16 protein-coding genes and 1 pseudogene are annotated in these 14,739 nt (G+C 62.5%); 9 read left to right on the top strand and 8 right to left on the bottom strand.

All coding sequences use genetic code 11. The features are described 5' to 3' along the window. Positions 1–52 precede the first annotated feature (52 nt). The 5 genes from U5709_RS03855 to U5709_RS03835 form a co-directional block, all read right to left on the bottom strand. A complete protein-coding gene (locus tag U5709_RS03855; protein ID WP_321972827.1) occupies positions 53–1,564 on the bottom strand; it encodes a hypothetical protein in 1,512 nt (503 codons plus the stop codon). Beyond that, entirely contained in the window at positions 1,561–2,445 is an 885-nt protein-coding gene (locus U5709_RS03850; RefSeq protein WP_321972826.1) for an SDR family NAD(P)-dependent oxidoreductase, read from the bottom strand. The genes U5709_RS03855 and U5709_RS03850 overlap by 4 nt, the downstream gene beginning before the upstream one ends. Positions 2,446–2,497: 52 nt before the next feature. After that, positions 2,498–3,019, bottom strand: coding sequence for a TetR/AcrR family transcriptional regulator (locus U5709_RS03845; RefSeq protein WP_321972825.1), 522 nt, complete (start codon positions 3,017–3,019; stop codon positions 2,498–2,500). A gap of 385 nt (positions 3,020–3,404) precedes the next feature. Further along, entirely contained in the window at positions 3,405–4,169 is a 765-nt protein-coding gene (locus U5709_RS03840; protein ID WP_321972824.1) for a hypothetical protein, read from the bottom strand. After that, a complete protein-coding gene (locus tag U5709_RS03835; RefSeq protein WP_321972823.1) occupies positions 4,160–5,110 on the bottom strand; it encodes a helix-turn-helix transcriptional regulator in 951 nt (316 codons plus the stop codon). The genes U5709_RS03840 and U5709_RS03835 overlap by 10 nt, the downstream gene beginning before the upstream one ends. Positions 5,111–5,448: 338 nt before the next feature. Between U5709_RS03835 and U5709_RS03830 the strand changes: the two genes are divergently transcribed. Next, positions 5,449–5,877 (top strand): hypothetical protein, encoded by a 429-nt coding sequence (locus U5709_RS03830; RefSeq protein ID WP_321972822.1) that lies wholly within the window; start codon positions 5,449–5,451, stop codon positions 5,875–5,877. A 610-nt stretch (positions 5,878–6,487) separates the two neighbouring features. On the opposite strand, the gene U5709_RS03825 is transcribed toward U5709_RS03830, so the two are convergent. Continuing rightward, the gene (locus U5709_RS03825) at positions 6,488–7,243 is read right to left on the bottom strand and encodes a DeoR/GlpR family DNA-binding transcription regulator (RefSeq protein WP_321970989.1); all 756 of its coding nucleotides are present in this window, start codon (positions 7,241–7,243) and stop codon (positions 6,488–6,490) included. A gap of 329 nt (positions 7,244–7,572) precedes the next feature. Between U5709_RS03825 and U5709_RS03820 the strand changes: the two genes are divergently transcribed. The 8 genes from U5709_RS03820 to U5709_RS03785 all read left to right on the top strand — a co-directional run bounded on the left by U5709_RS03820 (position 7,573) and on the right by U5709_RS03785 (position 12,883). Beyond that, complete coding sequence (locus tag U5709_RS03820; RefSeq protein ID WP_321972821.1) at positions 7,573–8,004, top strand: PTS fructose transporter subunit IIA; 432 nt, start codon at positions 7,573–7,575, stop codon at positions 8,002–8,004. Between the two features lie 76 nt (positions 8,005–8,080). After that, positions 8,081–8,569: a PTS sugar transporter subunit IIB gene (locus U5709_RS03815; protein ID WP_321970991.1), complete on the top strand. Its 489-nt coding sequence runs from the start codon at positions 8,081–8,083 to the stop codon at positions 8,567–8,569. 129 nt (positions 8,570–8,698) lie between these two features. Further along, positions 8,699–9,562, top strand: a complete 864-nt coding sequence (locus U5709_RS03810; RefSeq protein ID WP_321970992.1) for a PTS sugar transporter subunit IIC — start codon at positions 8,699–8,701, stop codon at positions 9,560–9,562. After that, positions 9,562–10,386: a PTS system mannose/fructose/sorbose family transporter subunit IID gene (locus tag U5709_RS03805; RefSeq protein WP_321970993.1), complete on the top strand. Its 825-nt coding sequence runs from the start codon at positions 9,562–9,564 to the stop codon at positions 10,384–10,386. The genes U5709_RS03810 and U5709_RS03805 overlap by 1 nt, the downstream gene beginning before the upstream one ends. 128 nt (positions 10,387–10,514) lie before the next feature. Then, positions 10,515–10,814 carry a hypothetical protein gene (locus U5709_RS03800; protein ID WP_321970994.1) on the top strand — a complete coding sequence of 100 codons (300 nt, stop codon included), beginning with the start codon at positions 10,515–10,517 and terminating at the stop codon, positions 10,812–10,814. 126 nt (positions 10,815–10,940) lie between these two features. Continuing rightward, positions 10,941–11,393, top strand: coding sequence for a MarR family transcriptional regulator (locus U5709_RS03795; RefSeq protein WP_321970995.1), 453 nt, complete (start codon positions 10,941–10,943; stop codon positions 11,391–11,393). Between the two features lie 103 nt (positions 11,394–11,496). After that, complete coding sequence (locus tag U5709_RS03790; RefSeq protein WP_321970996.1) at positions 11,497–11,697, top strand: helix-turn-helix domain-containing protein; 201 nt, start codon at positions 11,497–11,499, stop codon at positions 11,695–11,697. 262 nt (positions 11,698–11,959) lie between these two features. Further along, on the top strand, positions 11,960–12,883 hold the full coding sequence (locus tag U5709_RS03785) for an aldo/keto reductase (protein WP_321970997.1): 924 nt from the start codon (positions 11,960–11,962) through the stop codon (positions 12,881–12,883). A 219-nt stretch (positions 12,884–13,102) separates the two neighbouring features. Here U5709_RS03785 and U5709_RS03780 read toward each other — a convergent pair. Together U5709_RS03780 and U5709_RS03775 are read right to left on the bottom strand one after the other, a co-directional pair. Continuing rightward, positions 13,103–13,810: pseudogene (locus U5709_RS03780) on the bottom strand (DUF6796 family protein). A 279-nt stretch (positions 13,811–14,089) separates the two neighbouring features. After that, positions 14,090–14,482, bottom strand: coding sequence for a hypothetical protein (locus U5709_RS03775; protein WP_321972820.1), 393 nt, complete (start codon positions 14,480–14,482; stop codon positions 14,090–14,092). Positions 14,483–14,739 lie beyond the last annotated feature (257 nt).

Below are 14,739 nucleotides of genomic sequence, written 5' to 3'. Positions count from 1 at the left end.
AAGGTGGCTATTCGGTTGTTCCGGCGCTGGAGCAACCGAATAGCCCTAGATGCTAGTCGGCCTTCGGCACGACCCTCACCCGCACGATGCAGGCCTCGGTGCCCGTGGGCCCCGTCCAGTGGTTGGTCTCCTCGCCGGTGTAGCCGTAGAAGGTGTATGTGTCGCCGTCGTGCGCTATCTTCCAGCCGTAGGCGGACACCTCGGACGAGGCCTTCTTGAGCGTCGAGCCCATCACGGCCTTGACGGCGAGCTCCTCGGACGACTCGAACTCGTAGCCGGCGTCGACTGTGGCGTCCACGACGTACTCGCCGTCTCGCTCGGGGTCGGCCTCCAGCTTGCCGACGCCCACGGCCGCCTTGTCGGCATCCGGGCAGGCGTAGCCCTCGTTCACGTACACCTCGATGTTTCCGCTCACGTGCGTGATGGGGTTGCGGTTCATCACCATCATGGCGAAGTTGTGCTCGGATTCTCCCACGACCTCGATCCTCAGGTCGCTCTCGTTCTTCACGTAGCCCAGCCCGCCTATGTCGCAGCGAAGCACGCCGGACCCGGTGAGCGGCTCGGACCACTCCTGCCCCAGGATGTCCGTGGGGGTGCAGGCGTTGCTCAGGTACCAGCTTCCGCCCGTCGTGTTCTCGCCGGTCACCGCGGGGCCGGTGCTCATGTTCTCGCCCGTGTCGACGATCCACTTGTTCCAGTCGGGCTCCAAGAACAGCGGCTCGCCGTCCTCGAAGCGCAGCGTGACATTCTCGCCCAGGTCTGCCGCCGTGAACAGTCCGCCGAACTCCTTCATGAGCACCGTCGACCCGTCCTCCGCCGTGAACCTGTCGCCGATGAGCATGCCCTCCAGCGTGACGGATCCCGAGGCGGTGACGTCGCCCAGCAGGAGCTCGCCGTTGAAGCTTCCTCCGTCGCCCATGTGCAGGTTGCCCGTCGCGTAGCCTTGGAGCACGCCCTCGACGTCCATGTTTGCGGCGGTGAGCGTGACGCCGTCGACCACGTCGAGCTGGGCGCCTTTGCCAACGTGCACGGTCCCCGTCACCAGCAGGTTGGCGGCGAGCGCACGGTGGCCCTCAACGACGAGGTCGCCCGTGAGGATGCCGCCCGCCTCGAAGGCTCGATCGCCTTGCTCGGAATAGAACGGCAGGTCGACGAACACGACGTCGTAGTCGCGGTCGCAGTACGTCGCCTTCGCGCCTGCGATGCCCGGTTTTCCGTCCGCAGTGAGGAGCGCGCCGCTCTCGGAGAAGCTCACCTCGCCGTCCAGGCGCTCCGCGAGCTGCTGCGACGTTATGGAGCCGTTCTCGGCCTGGGGCAGGTAGATGGCGCGGTGCGTGTTCACGTACGCGTCCACGCGCCTGCCGCCCAGCGCGTCGTATACGGCGACCTCGCCGCCATGCCCCGCGCCGGCGGCAAGGTGGATGCACTCCGCCTGTTCCTGCTTCTCGTACTTGCCCCACATCATGTTCCACACGATCTGGTTGCCGAACAGCTTGAACGCCGCGAACGCCCCGACCCCCAAGACCGCCACCGTCCCGAGCGCGATCATCGCTATGCGTTTCATCTGGCTCCCTTTCCGCGCTGCCGCGCAATCTCCGTGAACTCGTCGTCGAGAAGGTCGTAGCCCTGGCTGAAGTTCTTGTCCATGGCACCGCCCATCATCGTGACGGCGGTCTTCAGCGGCAGGATGTGCATGAGCTTGTCGAGCGTCGCGTCGCCCCTGCTCGTGAAGAGGTGCGGCCCCTTGCCGGCGCGCTCCATCACGTAGGCGGCGGCGTCGGCGGGCGTCGTGGCCTTGGCGGGCTTGTACTTCTCGCCGCGCTCGGCGGCGGCCTTGGCCTGCTCCTCCTGCACGCGCGCGAACTCGGGGGTGGCGATGGCCCCCACGGTGACGCCCGCCACGTCCACGCCGTACTTGCGCATCTCGTACCAGAGGCCCTTGGCCAGGATGAGCTCGAAGGACTTCACGCCGCCGTACACGGCGTTGTTTCCGCAGCCCACGGTGCCCGCCATGCTCGAGCACAGCAGGATGAGCCCCCGGTGCTTGCGCGCCATGTCGCGGCAGAGATGCCAGCAGAGCTCCATGGGCACCTGCGCGTTGCCGACGAGCTGCTCTTTGTGGCGCTCCTCGGCCACCTTGATGAAGAAGCCCACGTGCTCGATGGCTGCGTTGTACACGCACACGCCGATGTCCAGCCCCTCGATGTTGTCGACGATGGTCTGGGCGGCGTCCTCGTGGGAGATATCCACCACGAACTCCTTGGTCTGGATGCCGTACCTCTCGCGCAGCGACGCGCTCACCTCCTGCAGCTTCTCGAGGCGCCTCGCGCAGATGACGACGTTGCTGCCGCGCCTGGCGCACTCCTCGGCCCACGCCGCGCCCAGCCCCGTCGACGCGCCAACCACGAGCGCCCACTCGCCGTACTTCTCCTTGAAGCTCTCCATGCCCGTTCCTCCGTCCGTTCCTTGTTTTCTGTTCCGGTGCGCTCGAAGCGTTCTATAGGGCGGGGTCTGCCTGCAGCGCGGAAAAGGCGGCTGCCGACTCGGCGTAGAGCTCGTTCTCCGTCGCCGCGCACCCGTCGGCCACCCATTGCGCATAGATTCCGAACACCGCCCCTGCAACGACGGCCTCGCCGTAGGGACCGCGCCCCCCACGGCTACAGCTGCCTGTGATTGCCGACATCACGAGCCGGTACACCAGCGCGTCACGGTTCGCGGTGTGCAGGCTCTGCGCTATCGGCCTCAGCGCCACGAACGTGCGCACCAGGTTGCGGAACTCGCCCTGCGCGCTAGTCGGCGGGAACTCCTCCCACACGCGCTCCGCTACGGACGCCATGTGCGCGACCACGATGTCGTCGAGAGACTCGAAGTTGCGGTAGAAGCTCACGCGGCTCACGCCCGCCTTCGACGCCACCTCGGTCACGCCAATCTGGTCGAGCGGCTTCTCCTCGAGCAGGTCCACGAGGGCATCCGTGATGCTGCTGCGCACGCCCTCGTTCGCGGCCTTCCGGTAGTCCAAGCCTGCCACCCCCGTCTCTCGGTTCCTTAACGTGTTACAAGTGTAACACATGCAACAGCTGTATCAACCGAAGGAGCGTCCCCTCGAGAAGCGCCACGACGCGCTTGGCCGTCGCCGGGGTGCCCCTGCGGCCCGAGCGTGCGTCTGCGCACATTTGTCGCGGGTAGCACGTGCAAAAATGCGCGCAGCCGCACGCTCGGCGAGCCGCAGAGGTCGGTGGCCTAATGGCTACCTCCAAGTGCCGGGGGAAGTCCCCCGGCAATTTTTTACCGAGGCGTTTTCCGGGGAGGCGGGCCGTTCGATGACCGGCTAGCCGGATGCGGGGAGGCCCGCCGCCGCGCCGCCGCGCCCGTGCGGTTTGCGGTCGGACGCGAACGGGCTTTCCCTATAGGCCGTATACATGTCTGAGCAGCTCGACGCCCTCGTCGAGCGTCAGGGGAATGCGCATCTGCTTGAGGGGCACGCCCTCTGTGAGCACCTTCTCACAGAACTCGGCCATGTCGGCACGGATCGAGGCGGGCAGAGCGGACGACGTGCTTGGGGTGAAGAGCTGAGCAAGTCTAAAGACATCCTTCTTGTGTTTCTTTACGTCACTTGAATCCACCTTTTCGCCAGCGGCCCTACGCCTCGAAAGATCGAGGAACGCCTTTGCCTTGAATGGCACGAGGTGAACTTCGTCGAGTACTGCGACTCCATCGACTGTTTTGCGGCCGGATTTCATGTAGGCGTAGTAGTCGTCGTCGAGCAGGATGGCGGACAGGCTCGATATCTCGTCTCCCGCGGGCAGCGGCACGATGGCCAGCCCCTCCGGCTCTTCGATGAATGACGGGGCTTTGCTGAACAGCTCGATCATGCTCGGGAAACCAGGGGCGCTCGGATTGGTGAAGCGGTAGAAATGGACGTCCTCCGAGCTTCTCCAACCGCAGTCGTAGTTGCCTTCCTTTATGAGTTTCCATACCGCAGCGGCTGCTTCGGGCAGCCTGTTCTCAACGAGCAGAATGACGTCTATGTCCTTCGTGGCTCTGAAGTTGAGGTCTGCGTCGCTCAGGATGATGTCGCATGCCGTGCCGCCGATGACTGCATAGCAGTCCTCGAGGCCCTTCATGTATTCAGAGAAGCGATCCAGCCCATATACCTCGCTTATTGCCATAGCTCCTCCTCAAACAGCGTGTTTAGCTGGCTGATTACGCGCTCGTCCTCGTCTTGGACGAGCGACAGCGCGAGGGAGACGTCATCAACTGTGCTCCCTCCGGCCACGAGCGGGTTGTAGGACCAGATCTGTATCTCGACGGTTTCCGTATCGAGCAACTCGCCCAACTGGACCTCATCGAGAGAGCGGGTGATGAAGGCGTTTCTCGACGCTGCGCGCTGCTCCATTTTGGGAGGCGCGAGCATGCTGCGGCTTGCAAGCGCGCTCTCTCCCGCCAGGGGAAGCAGGCTCGTTTGGGCGTTCTTTCTTGCATAGATGATTCGCACAACAGGCATTCGCAAGCAGCCCTTTGCGCTTTTTACGAGGGCATTCTTGTTAACATCGCGGTCGATGATCACCTCGCGCCCTTCTTTTGACTTCTCGACCAGGCCCCTGCGCGCGAGGTCTTCGAGCGCTCGAGAGACGCTGGACGCGGGTATGCTGGTTGTCCTCATGAGGTCTTCGGACGAGCGGATTGCCGGGTTTGCGATTAGGGCGACCAGGACCGCCTGAGTGCTGGGGGCGAGGGTCTTTGTGAGCGGAGCCGGGTCTTGCTTTGCGGTTGCTGCGAAGCCGAGCATTGGTAGGAACGCCTGTCTGCCGGGCACAACGAAGGGTATCCGCTGGGAGACGAGCGCTTTGCGCTGCCGCGCATCGATCTGCGCGACGATTGCGACCTGCATGTCTGACCGTGCCGACACCTGGGACGCGATCCTCTTGAGCTCGGGGAGGGATGCTTCCTGCTTTACTTCGGCCGCGATGAATTTCGCTCCGTTGCAGGAGCACAGAAGATAGCTTGCCACCTTGGATAGAAACAGCGGCAGGCTGTCTGCCCCTCGCCACTTTCTGCTGGTGATGGATAGTCCCAGCTCATCCTTTAGATATGATTTGAAGCTGCTCAATCCTAGCTCCTTTTTGTATAATCCCATTACAGGTGGAATTATACAAAAAGGATTGAAATATTGCTTCTAAAATCCGCTGTACGCGGTATTCCGCTGGCACGCGCCTTCAGAAAGAGCTGCACAAGCAGTCCCTCCGCAAGATGGTCCAGGCGACTACCCGGGTGGCCGCGACCTCGTCCTGGCCACGGCGCGCGGGGTGAGCTCCTCGCAGGCAACAAGCCCCGCGCTCTTCTCGATAGGCCTCACCACCTGCGGTTTTGTTTATTGAGTGGGAATAAAAAGATGCACTGCCAGAGGGGGCCGGAAACGGTCTCCTCTCTTTGTTTGCGTGCGGTGAGGTGTGGCTCGTAACCTCACATATACGTGATATACGCAAGCCGCCCTCGACCGCCGCCTCGCTGCCGGGCGTCGTGGCCAACCTCAGCTTCAACGTGGAGCTGCTCCAGGATGAGGCGGCCTCCGGCAAGGTGCTGCCCGCCGAGTACGAGGCATGCGTCGAGGACTCGAGCGGGAGGGCCGTGTCCAACCGCGCCCGCGTGTTTGCCGACATCGAGCTCGCTGACGCCTCGAGGCATGTGATCAAAGTTGGAATTGACCTTCTGACCAGCGTTTCGTTTGATGCGGCGGAGGCCTATCGCCTTGTGGCGAGAAACGTTCGCACCGGCGAGCATAAGACGGTCGTGATATGGCGGCGGCCCTCAAGCTCATGGTCCCCGATAACCCCGACAATCCCGACGGCTCGTTTTCGCAGGGCTTCTCGCATGTAATCGAGCCGCTGCCTCTGATTGGCTCGACGGGCAAGACCAAGTCCCTTGAGCTCAACGAGTTGCTGCTCTACGGACGAAAGCTCGAGCGGGATTTCGGTGCCGGGAGGGGCGAGTGCGCAAAATGCGGGCCATGTTCTTCTCTCCTTGATGATTTTGAATCCGATGCCGAGAAGGGCGACCTTCTCGCCGAGATCTCCGGAGATATCGATATCTTCCACCTGAATATGCCTTGCCGCGAAGTATCTGGTCGACAATGGCAAAGTCGATCCTGTCGCTGTCGTGCGAGGCATTCTCGAATTGCGGATAGGGCACAACGATTTGATTCGCGACGTTGCCATCCTTCTTCAACGCGACCAGGCCCTTCTCGTACGTCACGGTGACGCGATGGCCCAACGCCTTTGAGGCGACGTTGGAGAGGCGCCTGTTGAGTCCCGTGAAGAACGACCCGCAGGTCCCCGATCAGCCGAGCGACGACCTTCTCGAGGGGGTCTCGGGCGGTGGGGTGGTGAAAGGCGCACGTATCCGCTGGGACGATGGGCTTCCGTGCCCGAAGTGCGGTTTTGTCGGTTATGACATGGCTAGACTTTCGCACTAATCGGCCGGCGCCGCGCTACAGCACCACAAGGCCCGCGCGGCGCACCTGCGCGATACCCTCAACGTCGCCGCCGTCGCAGATCAGCGCCTCAAAGTCCTCAAAGCGCCCGTAGCAATACGAGCCGTAGCTGTGCAGCTTGCGCGACTCGGCAACAATATAGTTGCGCCGCGTCCGTGCAACCGCCGCCTCCTTGACAATGCCGTCCTCAAGCGCGTGCGTGGTGACATCGGCCGATGCCGCGTCCACGCCGTAGCAGCCCATGAAGCTCAGGTCAAAGCGGTAGTTGCTCATCGCCTTCACGCACTGCCCGCCCACAAAGCCGTCAAGGCTCGGCCGCAGCACGCCGCCGGGGCACAGTGCTGTGACCGAGGGGCTTGCCGCAAGAATCGTCAGCACGCCGATCATTGTGCTCACTACGTTGCACCTGATCTCGGCTTGTGCAATGCAGCGCGCAATCTCAAGGTTGGTGGTTGAGATGTCGAGAAACACCGACATCTCCGGCTCGATCAGCTTCACAGCCTTTCTGGCGATGACGCGCTTCTCACTGGCATAGACGCCAATGCGGTCCGTGACGGCAAGCTCGACCTTGCTCTCGGCCTTGGTGGCCCCGCCATAGACGCGCTTGCACACCCCCGTCAGCGAGAGGGCCTTCAGGTCCTTGCGGATGCAGTCCTCCGTCACGCCAAAGCTGGCGGTCAGCTCGCGTACGGACACGCGACCGTGCGCGTCGAGAAGCTCGACGATGGCCTGGCGACGCTCTTCCTGGAACATCTGGGACCCCCCTTGCAAATCGGCTAGCCAAACTATAGATGTGACCGCCGCGCAATCAAATCAATACGAAACAATAATCGACGGGCGTTGTATTCAGAAAAGTCAATCACAAGTAGGAAGAAATATAACGCCTCACGTAAACCACTTCAACAAATTCAATAACGCATGCCAGCCAGCAAATGGTTGTCAGTGTCAACTACCGCTCGCCGGTATTTTGTTGCCACTGACAACAATTCAGGTCCGCAAAAAGTAGTTGATACTAACAATTACTCGCGAAATCGCGGCGCTCGTAATGCGAGGCCGCACACACGCGAGAAGGGACACCAGACATGCGCTATCTGCTCCTCGTCAGCCACGGCACCTTTGCCCCCGGTCTTCATAGCGTCGTTAAGATGCTCATGGGCGACCGCGACGACGTCTTGTCCGTCAGTCTCGAGGACGGCATGGGGGCCGACGTCTACGCCCAAAACGTCAAGGACACCCTGGCCAACGTAGCCGCAACCGACGAGGTCGTGGTCCTGGCCGACATCATCGGCGGCTCGCCTCTGACCTGCGCGCTCAATGTCCTGTCCGAGAAGGGCCTGCTCGGCTCCACCATCGCCTTCACCGGCATGAACCTGCCCATGGCCATGGCCGCCGTGATGGAATTGCAGACCACCGACATGGCCTCGCTGCAGGCAAGCCTGGGCGAGGAGGCCCGCGCCGGCATCATGGAGTACGTCATCGAGACCTCTGCGGACGACGACGAGGACGACATCTAGGCCGCCACGCGGTCGCAACCGCCCTGCGCCCCGCACCACACAAAAGCCCGTTAACACTCAAACAAAGGAGTGAGAAATGATTTCGTTCATCCGTATCGACGACCGCATGATCCACGGCCAGACCGTGACCCGCTGGTCCATCGAGTACCCCTGCGACGGCCTGATTGCCGTCAACGACGCCGCGGCCTCCAACCCCGTGCTCAAGCAGGCCTACAAGTCCGCCTCCACCAAGAAGACTTTCGTGTGGACCTTCGAGCACTTCCAGGAGGTCCAGGAGAAGGTCCTCAACTCCAAGGACAACTACTTCCTCATCACCAAGAACCCGCTGGACATGAAGAAGATCCTCGTTGACATGGGCTTCAAGCCCGGCGTGAACCGCGTCATCGTGGGCCCCTGCAACGACCGCCCCGGCACCACCAAGCTGGGCAACAACCAGTCCATCACCCAGGAGGAGGCACAGGCCTTCGAGGACATCACCAATGCCGGCTACACCGTTGAGTTTGCCCTGGTCAAGGAGAAGTCCATCGGCGAGTGGCCCAAGTTCCGCGGCCAGTTTGGCTTCTAGGCCGGCACGCTCGCAAGCGTACTCGCCAGCACCCACGCGCCGCGCCCGCATGCGCGCCCGCGCGCCGCAGCATCTGGTAATCCGGTCGGCGAGAAGCGCCGGCCTGAAGGCAAGGAAAGGTAGGAAGGTATGACAATCAATGCGTTCCAAGCCGCGCTGCTCGGTTTGTTCGCCTGCCTGGCATCTATGCCCGGTATGGGCGGCACGTCGTTCGGCAACTACACGCTCGGCCGCCCGCTGGTGGCCGGTCTTGTGGTCGGCATCATCATGGGCGACATCCGCTCCGGCATTCTGATTGGCGCCGCAATCCAGCTCGTTTACATCGCCCTGGTCACCCCGGGCGGCACCGTCTCTGCTGACGTCCGAGCCGTGTCCTACATCGGCATCCCGCTGGCCATTCTCGCGGTCAACTCCCAGGGCCTCGACCCCGCGTCCGCCGAGGCCTCCGGTCTTGCCGCCTCGCTCGGCGCTGCCGTCGGCACCCTTGGCACCGTCCTGTTCTACGGCACCGCCACCATCAACCTGGTCTGGCAGGGCCTGGGCTGGAAGTGGCTCGAGAAGGGCGACCTGCACAAGCTCTACCTGGTTGACATGGTCCTGCCCTGGATCGGCCACATCCTGTGCTCCTTCATCCCCACCTTCATCATCACCATGGGCGGCGCCACGATGGTCGACCTCATGAAGGTCTACATGCCCATGGACGGCATCGCGATGAAGACCCTGTTCACCGTCGGCTCGCTTCTGCCCACCGTCGGTATCGCCATCCTGCTCAAGCAGGTCATCTCCAAGCCCACGGACTTCCTGACGTTCTTCTTTGGCTTCACCCTGTCCGCCGTCATGGGCTGCAACCTCATCGCCGCCGCCGGCATCGGCTGCTTCTTTGCCCTGATCAACTTCAAGATCGAGTCCATGAAGATCGATCTGTCCAAGGTCCGCGTGTCCGGAGGCGCGATCGCAGCCGGCTCTGATGACGAAGAGGAGGAGGACATCTAATGGCAGAGAAGAAGCTTTCCAAGGCTGCCCTCGGCAAGTCCTTCCGCAACTGGTACTACGGTAACCTCACCTGCTTCTCCCAGGAGCACATGCAGACCTTCGGTTACCTCTGCTCCATGCTTCCGCTTGTCGAGGAGCTCTACGACACGCCCGAGGAGCAGAAGGACGCGCTGATGACCTACAGCGCCTTCTTCAACACCGAGCCGCAGCTTGGCGCCCTTGTCGTCGGCATCACCGCCGGCCTCGAGGAGGCCAAGGCCAACGGCGAGGCCATCGACGCCGACGCCATCAACGGCATCCGCGCCGGCCTCATGGGCCCTGTTGCCGGCCTTGGTGACTCCCTGGTCGTCGGCACCCTGATTCCGATCCTTCTGGGCATCGGCCTGGGCCTTTCCACCGACGGCTCCCCGTTGGGCGCCATCTTCTACATCGTGGTGTGGAACCTGCTGATGTTCTTTGGCATGAAGTTTGCCTACGACAAGGGCTACGAGCTCGGCGGCAAGGCCGTTGAGTCCCTGGTTGGCCCCACCGCCCAGGCCCTTCGCGACTCCATCGTGATGGTGGGCACCGTAGTTATCGGCGCCGTTGCCGCCACCTGGGTCTCCATTAGCTGCAGCCCCAACCTCACCCTGCCGGGCGGCACCACGTTCCAGAGCACGCTTGACGGCATCTTCCCCGGCCTGCTGTCCATGGTCTTCACCGTGTTCTGCTGGTGGCTGATGACCAAGAAGAAGCTCTCCCCGGTTGTCACCATGCTCATCCTTGTGGCCATCGCCTTTGTCGGCGTTCTTGTCGGCTTCTTCGATCCGGCCCTGAGCTACTAATGCACGTGACCTGCGCAGCTATGATGCGTGGGTAGCACAGCCCCGTGCGGGCGCAGCGGTTATGTCCCTGCGCCCGCATGGCCATAACCATCCAAGAAGCCAGAAGCCCCAGAAAGGCGGAAAAGCTCATGGCACTCGATACCTCCAACTGGACGGCAGACGACCTCATCAAGGAGGCCGGCATGCAGACCACCGCCATTCAGAAGATTAAGGTCTGGCAGCGCCTTGCCTACTCCGCCGTGGCCGTCGGGTTTCTTCTTGGCTGGTGGGGCTATTACGGCAGCGGCCCTCTGGCCGCGGGCATCGCGGGCATCGTGCTTCTTGTCCTAGGAGTGCTTTTTGCCGTACCCCTCAAGATCGGCGTGACCAATGCCACCAAGAACGTCGAGCGCATCCTGGCTGCCGCTGAAGCAAAGAAGTCAAACTAATGTGGAGACGCGCCTGCCCGGACGGTTACGCGCACAGGTGTTTTGATAGGATAGCCCCCGGTATGTAGAAGAGGTTGATTGTGCTTGGCCCGAGCAGCGCCTCATGGCCAAGCAGCACATAGGGTTATGAACTACGAGGACGCCGCAAATAAATTGATTAAGTACTCTAAGGCCCTGGCCAAGGGTTCCATGTCGGGTACTTACGGTCTCTCCATGGGGGAGAGCCCGGTTTTGGCGTACCTGTGTCGCAGCGAGGAGCCCCTGGGGCCCTCCACCATCGCAAAGAACCTGGGCTACACGCGCTCGCGCATGACGCGCATCCTGGACGCGCTGGAGACCAAGGGCCACATCCGCCGCGAGGCCGACAAGAACGACGGCCGCAAGGTCTTGGTCTACGTTACCCCCGAAGGCCGCAAATACTCCTCCGAGTCGCGCGCCGAGGGCGTGGGCACCCTGGCCGAGAGCCTCTCCACGCTTGGCGAGGAGGACACGCGCGCCCTGATCCGCGTCCTGGAGAAGGCCTACAGCATCACCTACGACCGCGAGGGCATCGTCGAGCCGACCCCCAAGAAGAAGTAGCGGCGAGAAGCGCGTTTGCGCCACGGGCCTCGCGCCACACGGCGACGAGCCCTTTTATCGATTTGCGCCGTATTTGGTTCCCGCGGGCCGCACAATCGCAGTAATGACTGCGAGGGAGGCGCGGCGGGAAAGCGGCGTCAGCCAGAAGCGGATGGCCGAGCGCCTAGGCTTCTTGTCCGTGACGCTCTCTGCGCTGGAGACCGGCAAGAACGTCTCATCGTCGAAAATTGAGCTCTACCTGCAGCGACTTGGCTACCGTGTTGTCGTGGTGTCCAAGTCCGCCACCGTCGAGGTCCGCGAATGAGTACGCTCGGGGCCTGGCTCGCGGGCCGGCGCGGGAGAGGATCGCGCGCCTTCGCGGGATTGGGTGGGGCAACGTAAGTGTTCGGCGCCATGGAGCGGCGCTTTCTTTGCATTTGGACAAACTCGACGGTGTTTCTCGGTGCCCCTGCTCGCGCGCGTCAGCGATCTTTCTGGCAGGCGGTCCCGGTGCCAAACGTGTAAATTAGCGTTAGTTAACTTACTGGGGCACGGTACACGGACCAATGAGCGGAGCGGTGAGGCAGATGGACAACCCAAGCGCGGTAATCGGCACCAACTCATGGGGGAGCGCCGCTTACGAGAAGATGATCCGCGGCAGCGTTGTGGACACCGAAACCCTTAGGGCGGCGATGGGCGCGGCCGTGAGGTCCGGGCTTCTCTTTGTGGACTCCGCGAGGGATTACGGCTTTGGCAAGGGACCGAAGCTCATTGGCGAGTGCTGTCCCGCGGAGATAAAAATCTCATCCAAGTACACGCCGTTCACGAGGTACAAGCCAGGGCAGGTGCGCGACTCGGTGAGCAAGGACCTGGCCGACTTCGGGCGTGAGAGCATCGACGTGTACTGGCTTCACATGCCAAACGACATCGCGCTCTACATGGAGGAGCTCATCGAGCTCCACCGCGAGGGCGTCATCGGAAGCATCGGCGTCTCCAATTTCAACCTGCGGGAATGCGAGCTCGCCAAGTCGATTCTGGACAAGGCGGGCATCCCCCTGTTCGGCGTGCAGAACCACTACAGCCTCATCGACCGCGAGTGGGAGACGAACGGGCTTCTTGCCTGGTGCCGGGAGAACGGCGTGCAGTTCTGGGCGTGGGCGGTGCTCGAGGAGGGTGTCCTGACGGGGCCGAAGAAGCAGGGCGAGAAGTTCGCCATCATGAAGGCTATCTACGGCGGCAAGCGCAAGAAGCTGGACCGTCTTTTCGCCGCGATGCAGGAGGTGGGCGACGCTCACGGCATGACCATTCCGCAGGTCGCGGTCTGTTTTGTGGCGAACAAGGGCATCGTGCCGATCTGCGGATGCCGCAAGCCTTATCAGGTGGAGGAGCTGGCCGCCGCTGCTGGCACGCGCCTCGCTGATGCGGAGATGACGTGGTTGCAGGAGGTCGCCGATCAGCTGAACGTGAAGGTGCTGGGGCCGGATTTGTTCCGTTTCGCCGTGAGAAAATAGGCTCCGCGGCGGGTTTTGTCGTTTTACGGCGCCGCGGTGAACAAAAAACAGGGATGGCGGCAGTTTTCTGCGGGCCGGCCGAGTATCCGATTTTTGCGCAAGCCGTCTACCTGCGGTTTTGTTGAGCGCAAAGTCTGGGATACTTGGGCCATCCGCGAAAAACTGCCGCCATCCCGGTTTTTTGTGCGGGGAGAGCGGAGGGATGCCCCGTTTGGGCACCTAGTCGAGCTGCGCCGGCGCTCCTGCCAGGCTCATCGCGGCGAGAAACCCGGCGAACATCCAGATGTTGCCCACGCTGACCCACGCGCAGGAGATTGCGTTGGCCCACGGCTGGTTGCCGAAGACGTTTGCCAGCACCGTCGCGGCCATGCCCACGAGTGGGCAGAACACCCAGCACCGCCTGGGGTAGGGGGTCATCCCCTTGGCGAAGGCCTAGATTTGCGTCACCGTTAGCAGTAGGAAGAATACCCAGAACAGCACGAAGGCCGGCAGCATGAAGTACGTCGCGCACTGTTGCAGGAGCTCCTCGGCTATGCCGTGCTTGGCCAGAAACACTAGGGCGCACGCTGGCACGCGGAAGCCGCAGGCGCCAAATATCATGAAGCCAAAGATGCCCGCGCGGTAGCGGTGCAACAGCTGCGGCACGCGCTCGGCCATCAGCTGGTAGGTGCCGAAGTAGCTCAGGGCCTCGATGGCTGTGCCGAAAAGCCCCAGCAGGGCCGCGGCAAGAAGGCCGCCGTCGGAGGCTCCGGTATAGGCGGGGAGCATCCGCGCAAGCCCGGCCAGCAGCCCGTCCTCGACGCCCCAGCCCAGAATGAGGTTTCCCGCCAGCGCGAGGAGCGCACCAAAAAGGCCAATGCGCAGCAGGTGAGAGACGCGGGGCCAGTCGAGGTGACGAGAAATGCCAATGCCGTTGAAATCGTCCATGTTGTGGCTATTTTCAGGCGTGACGGTAATGCTTTGAAGTTTACCTTGGATTACATTTGTCGGCCGCGGCGGCGTGCTCGGCCGTTTTTGCCAAGAAAACGCGGCGCGTTGGTCTGGATGGGACCAACGCGCGGCGATTTCTTGGCATTTGGACCAACGGGGCTGCGTTTCTTGGCAAGGGCCGCTCAACTAGACCAACGGGGCCGCGTTTCTTTGCACAAAGAAGGCGCAGCCCGGAGTTTTCGGTCCGCGCCTTTGTTCACCTGCTGTTTGTTTGGCCTAATAGATGCCGCCCGCGGAGTCCGAGCTGTCGCTGACGCCGCCAGTGATGAGTCCGCCGTACATGATCGTGGAGCCCTTGCCGTCGTACATCCAGTAGTAGCTGTCGGTTTCCTGGGTGGTGCCGCTCGCGGCGTGGTGCGTGCGGGTCTTGTTGTCGTAGAGCGTGCCGCGGTGCTCGGTGGTGGTGTCGCCGCCGTTGAGCATGTGCCCGTTCAGGTTGAGCGTGGCGGTGCTGGATTTGGGGATCGTCATCATGGTGATCGACCAGTCGCGCAGGACGTCGATCACGATGTTCCTCTTGTCTTCGGCATCCTTAAGGTCCGCGCTCAGGGCGCTTACGTTCGCGCAGTCCTTGGCGATGCCGTCGCTGGTCGGCCTGCCCCTCACCACGTTGCCGGCGTTGGCTTGCGCGGGCGCGTGAGCCAGGGGCGACGGTGGCCAGCGCGCAGGCCAGGACGGCTGCGACGAGTACGCGGGGGTTCGGGATGGCGGTGCGTTTGCGGTTTATTTTGGGATTCTAACGGCGGGAATTCACAGTTAAATCTATTATATGGTCGGCCGTGGCCCGGCGGGGTGTCGCCGCACAAAAAAAGAGGCTTCGTGAGTTCGTGTGGGTAGGGAGAGTCACGCCGTCGCCCTGCCCGGCA

The organism is Paratractidigestivibacter sp. (genome assembly GCF_963660155.1).
Lineage (GTDB): Bacteria > Actinomycetota > Coriobacteriia > Coriobacteriales > Atopobiaceae > Paratractidigestivibacter.
Note: the sequence above shows the minus strand (reverse complement) of the source record. Positions and strands in the feature narration are given on the sequence as shown.

Excerpts from the sequence above, each read along its gene's own strand:
- U5709_RS03855 (WP_321972827.1), bottom strand. The coding sequence starts at position 1,564 with ATGAAACGCATAGCGATGATCGCGCTCGGGACGGTGGCGGTCTTGGGG.
- U5709_RS03850 (WP_321972826.1), bottom strand. The coding sequence starts at position 2,445 with ATGGAGAGCTTCAAGGAGAAGTACGGCGAGTGGGCGCTCGTGGTTGGC.
- U5709_RS03840 (WP_321972824.1), bottom strand. The coding sequence starts at position 4,169 with ATGGCAATAAGCGAGGTATATGGGCTGGATCGCTTCTCTGAATACATG.
- U5709_RS03825 (WP_321970989.1), bottom strand. The coding sequence starts at position 7,243 with ATGTTCCAGGAAGAGCGTCGCCAGGCCATCGTCGAGCTTCTCGACGCG.
- U5709_RS03820 (WP_321972821.1), top strand. The coding sequence starts at position 7,573 with ATGCGCTATCTGCTCCTCGTCAGCCACGGCACCTTTGCCCCCGGTCTT.
- U5709_RS03815 (WP_321970991.1), top strand. The coding sequence starts at position 8,081 with ATGATTTCGTTCATCCGTATCGACGACCGCATGATCCACGGCCAGACC.
- U5709_RS03810 (WP_321970992.1), top strand. The coding sequence starts at position 8,699 with ATGACAATCAATGCGTTCCAAGCCGCGCTGCTCGGTTTGTTCGCCTGC.
- U5709_RS03805 (WP_321970993.1), top strand. The coding sequence starts at position 9,562 with ATGGCAGAGAAGAAGCTTTCCAAGGCTGCCCTCGGCAAGTCCTTCCGC.
- U5709_RS03800 (WP_321970994.1), top strand. The coding sequence starts at position 10,515 with ATGGCACTCGATACCTCCAACTGGACGGCAGACGACCTCATCAAGGAG.
- U5709_RS03795 (WP_321970995.1), top strand. The coding sequence starts at position 10,941 with ATGAACTACGAGGACGCCGCAAATAAATTGATTAAGTACTCTAAGGCC.
- U5709_RS03790 (WP_321970996.1), top strand. The coding sequence starts at position 11,497 with ATGACTGCGAGGGAGGCGCGGCGGGAAAGCGGCGTCAGCCAGAAGCGG.
- U5709_RS03785 (WP_321970997.1), top strand. The coding sequence starts at position 11,960 with ATGGACAACCCAAGCGCGGTAATCGGCACCAACTCATGGGGGAGCGCC.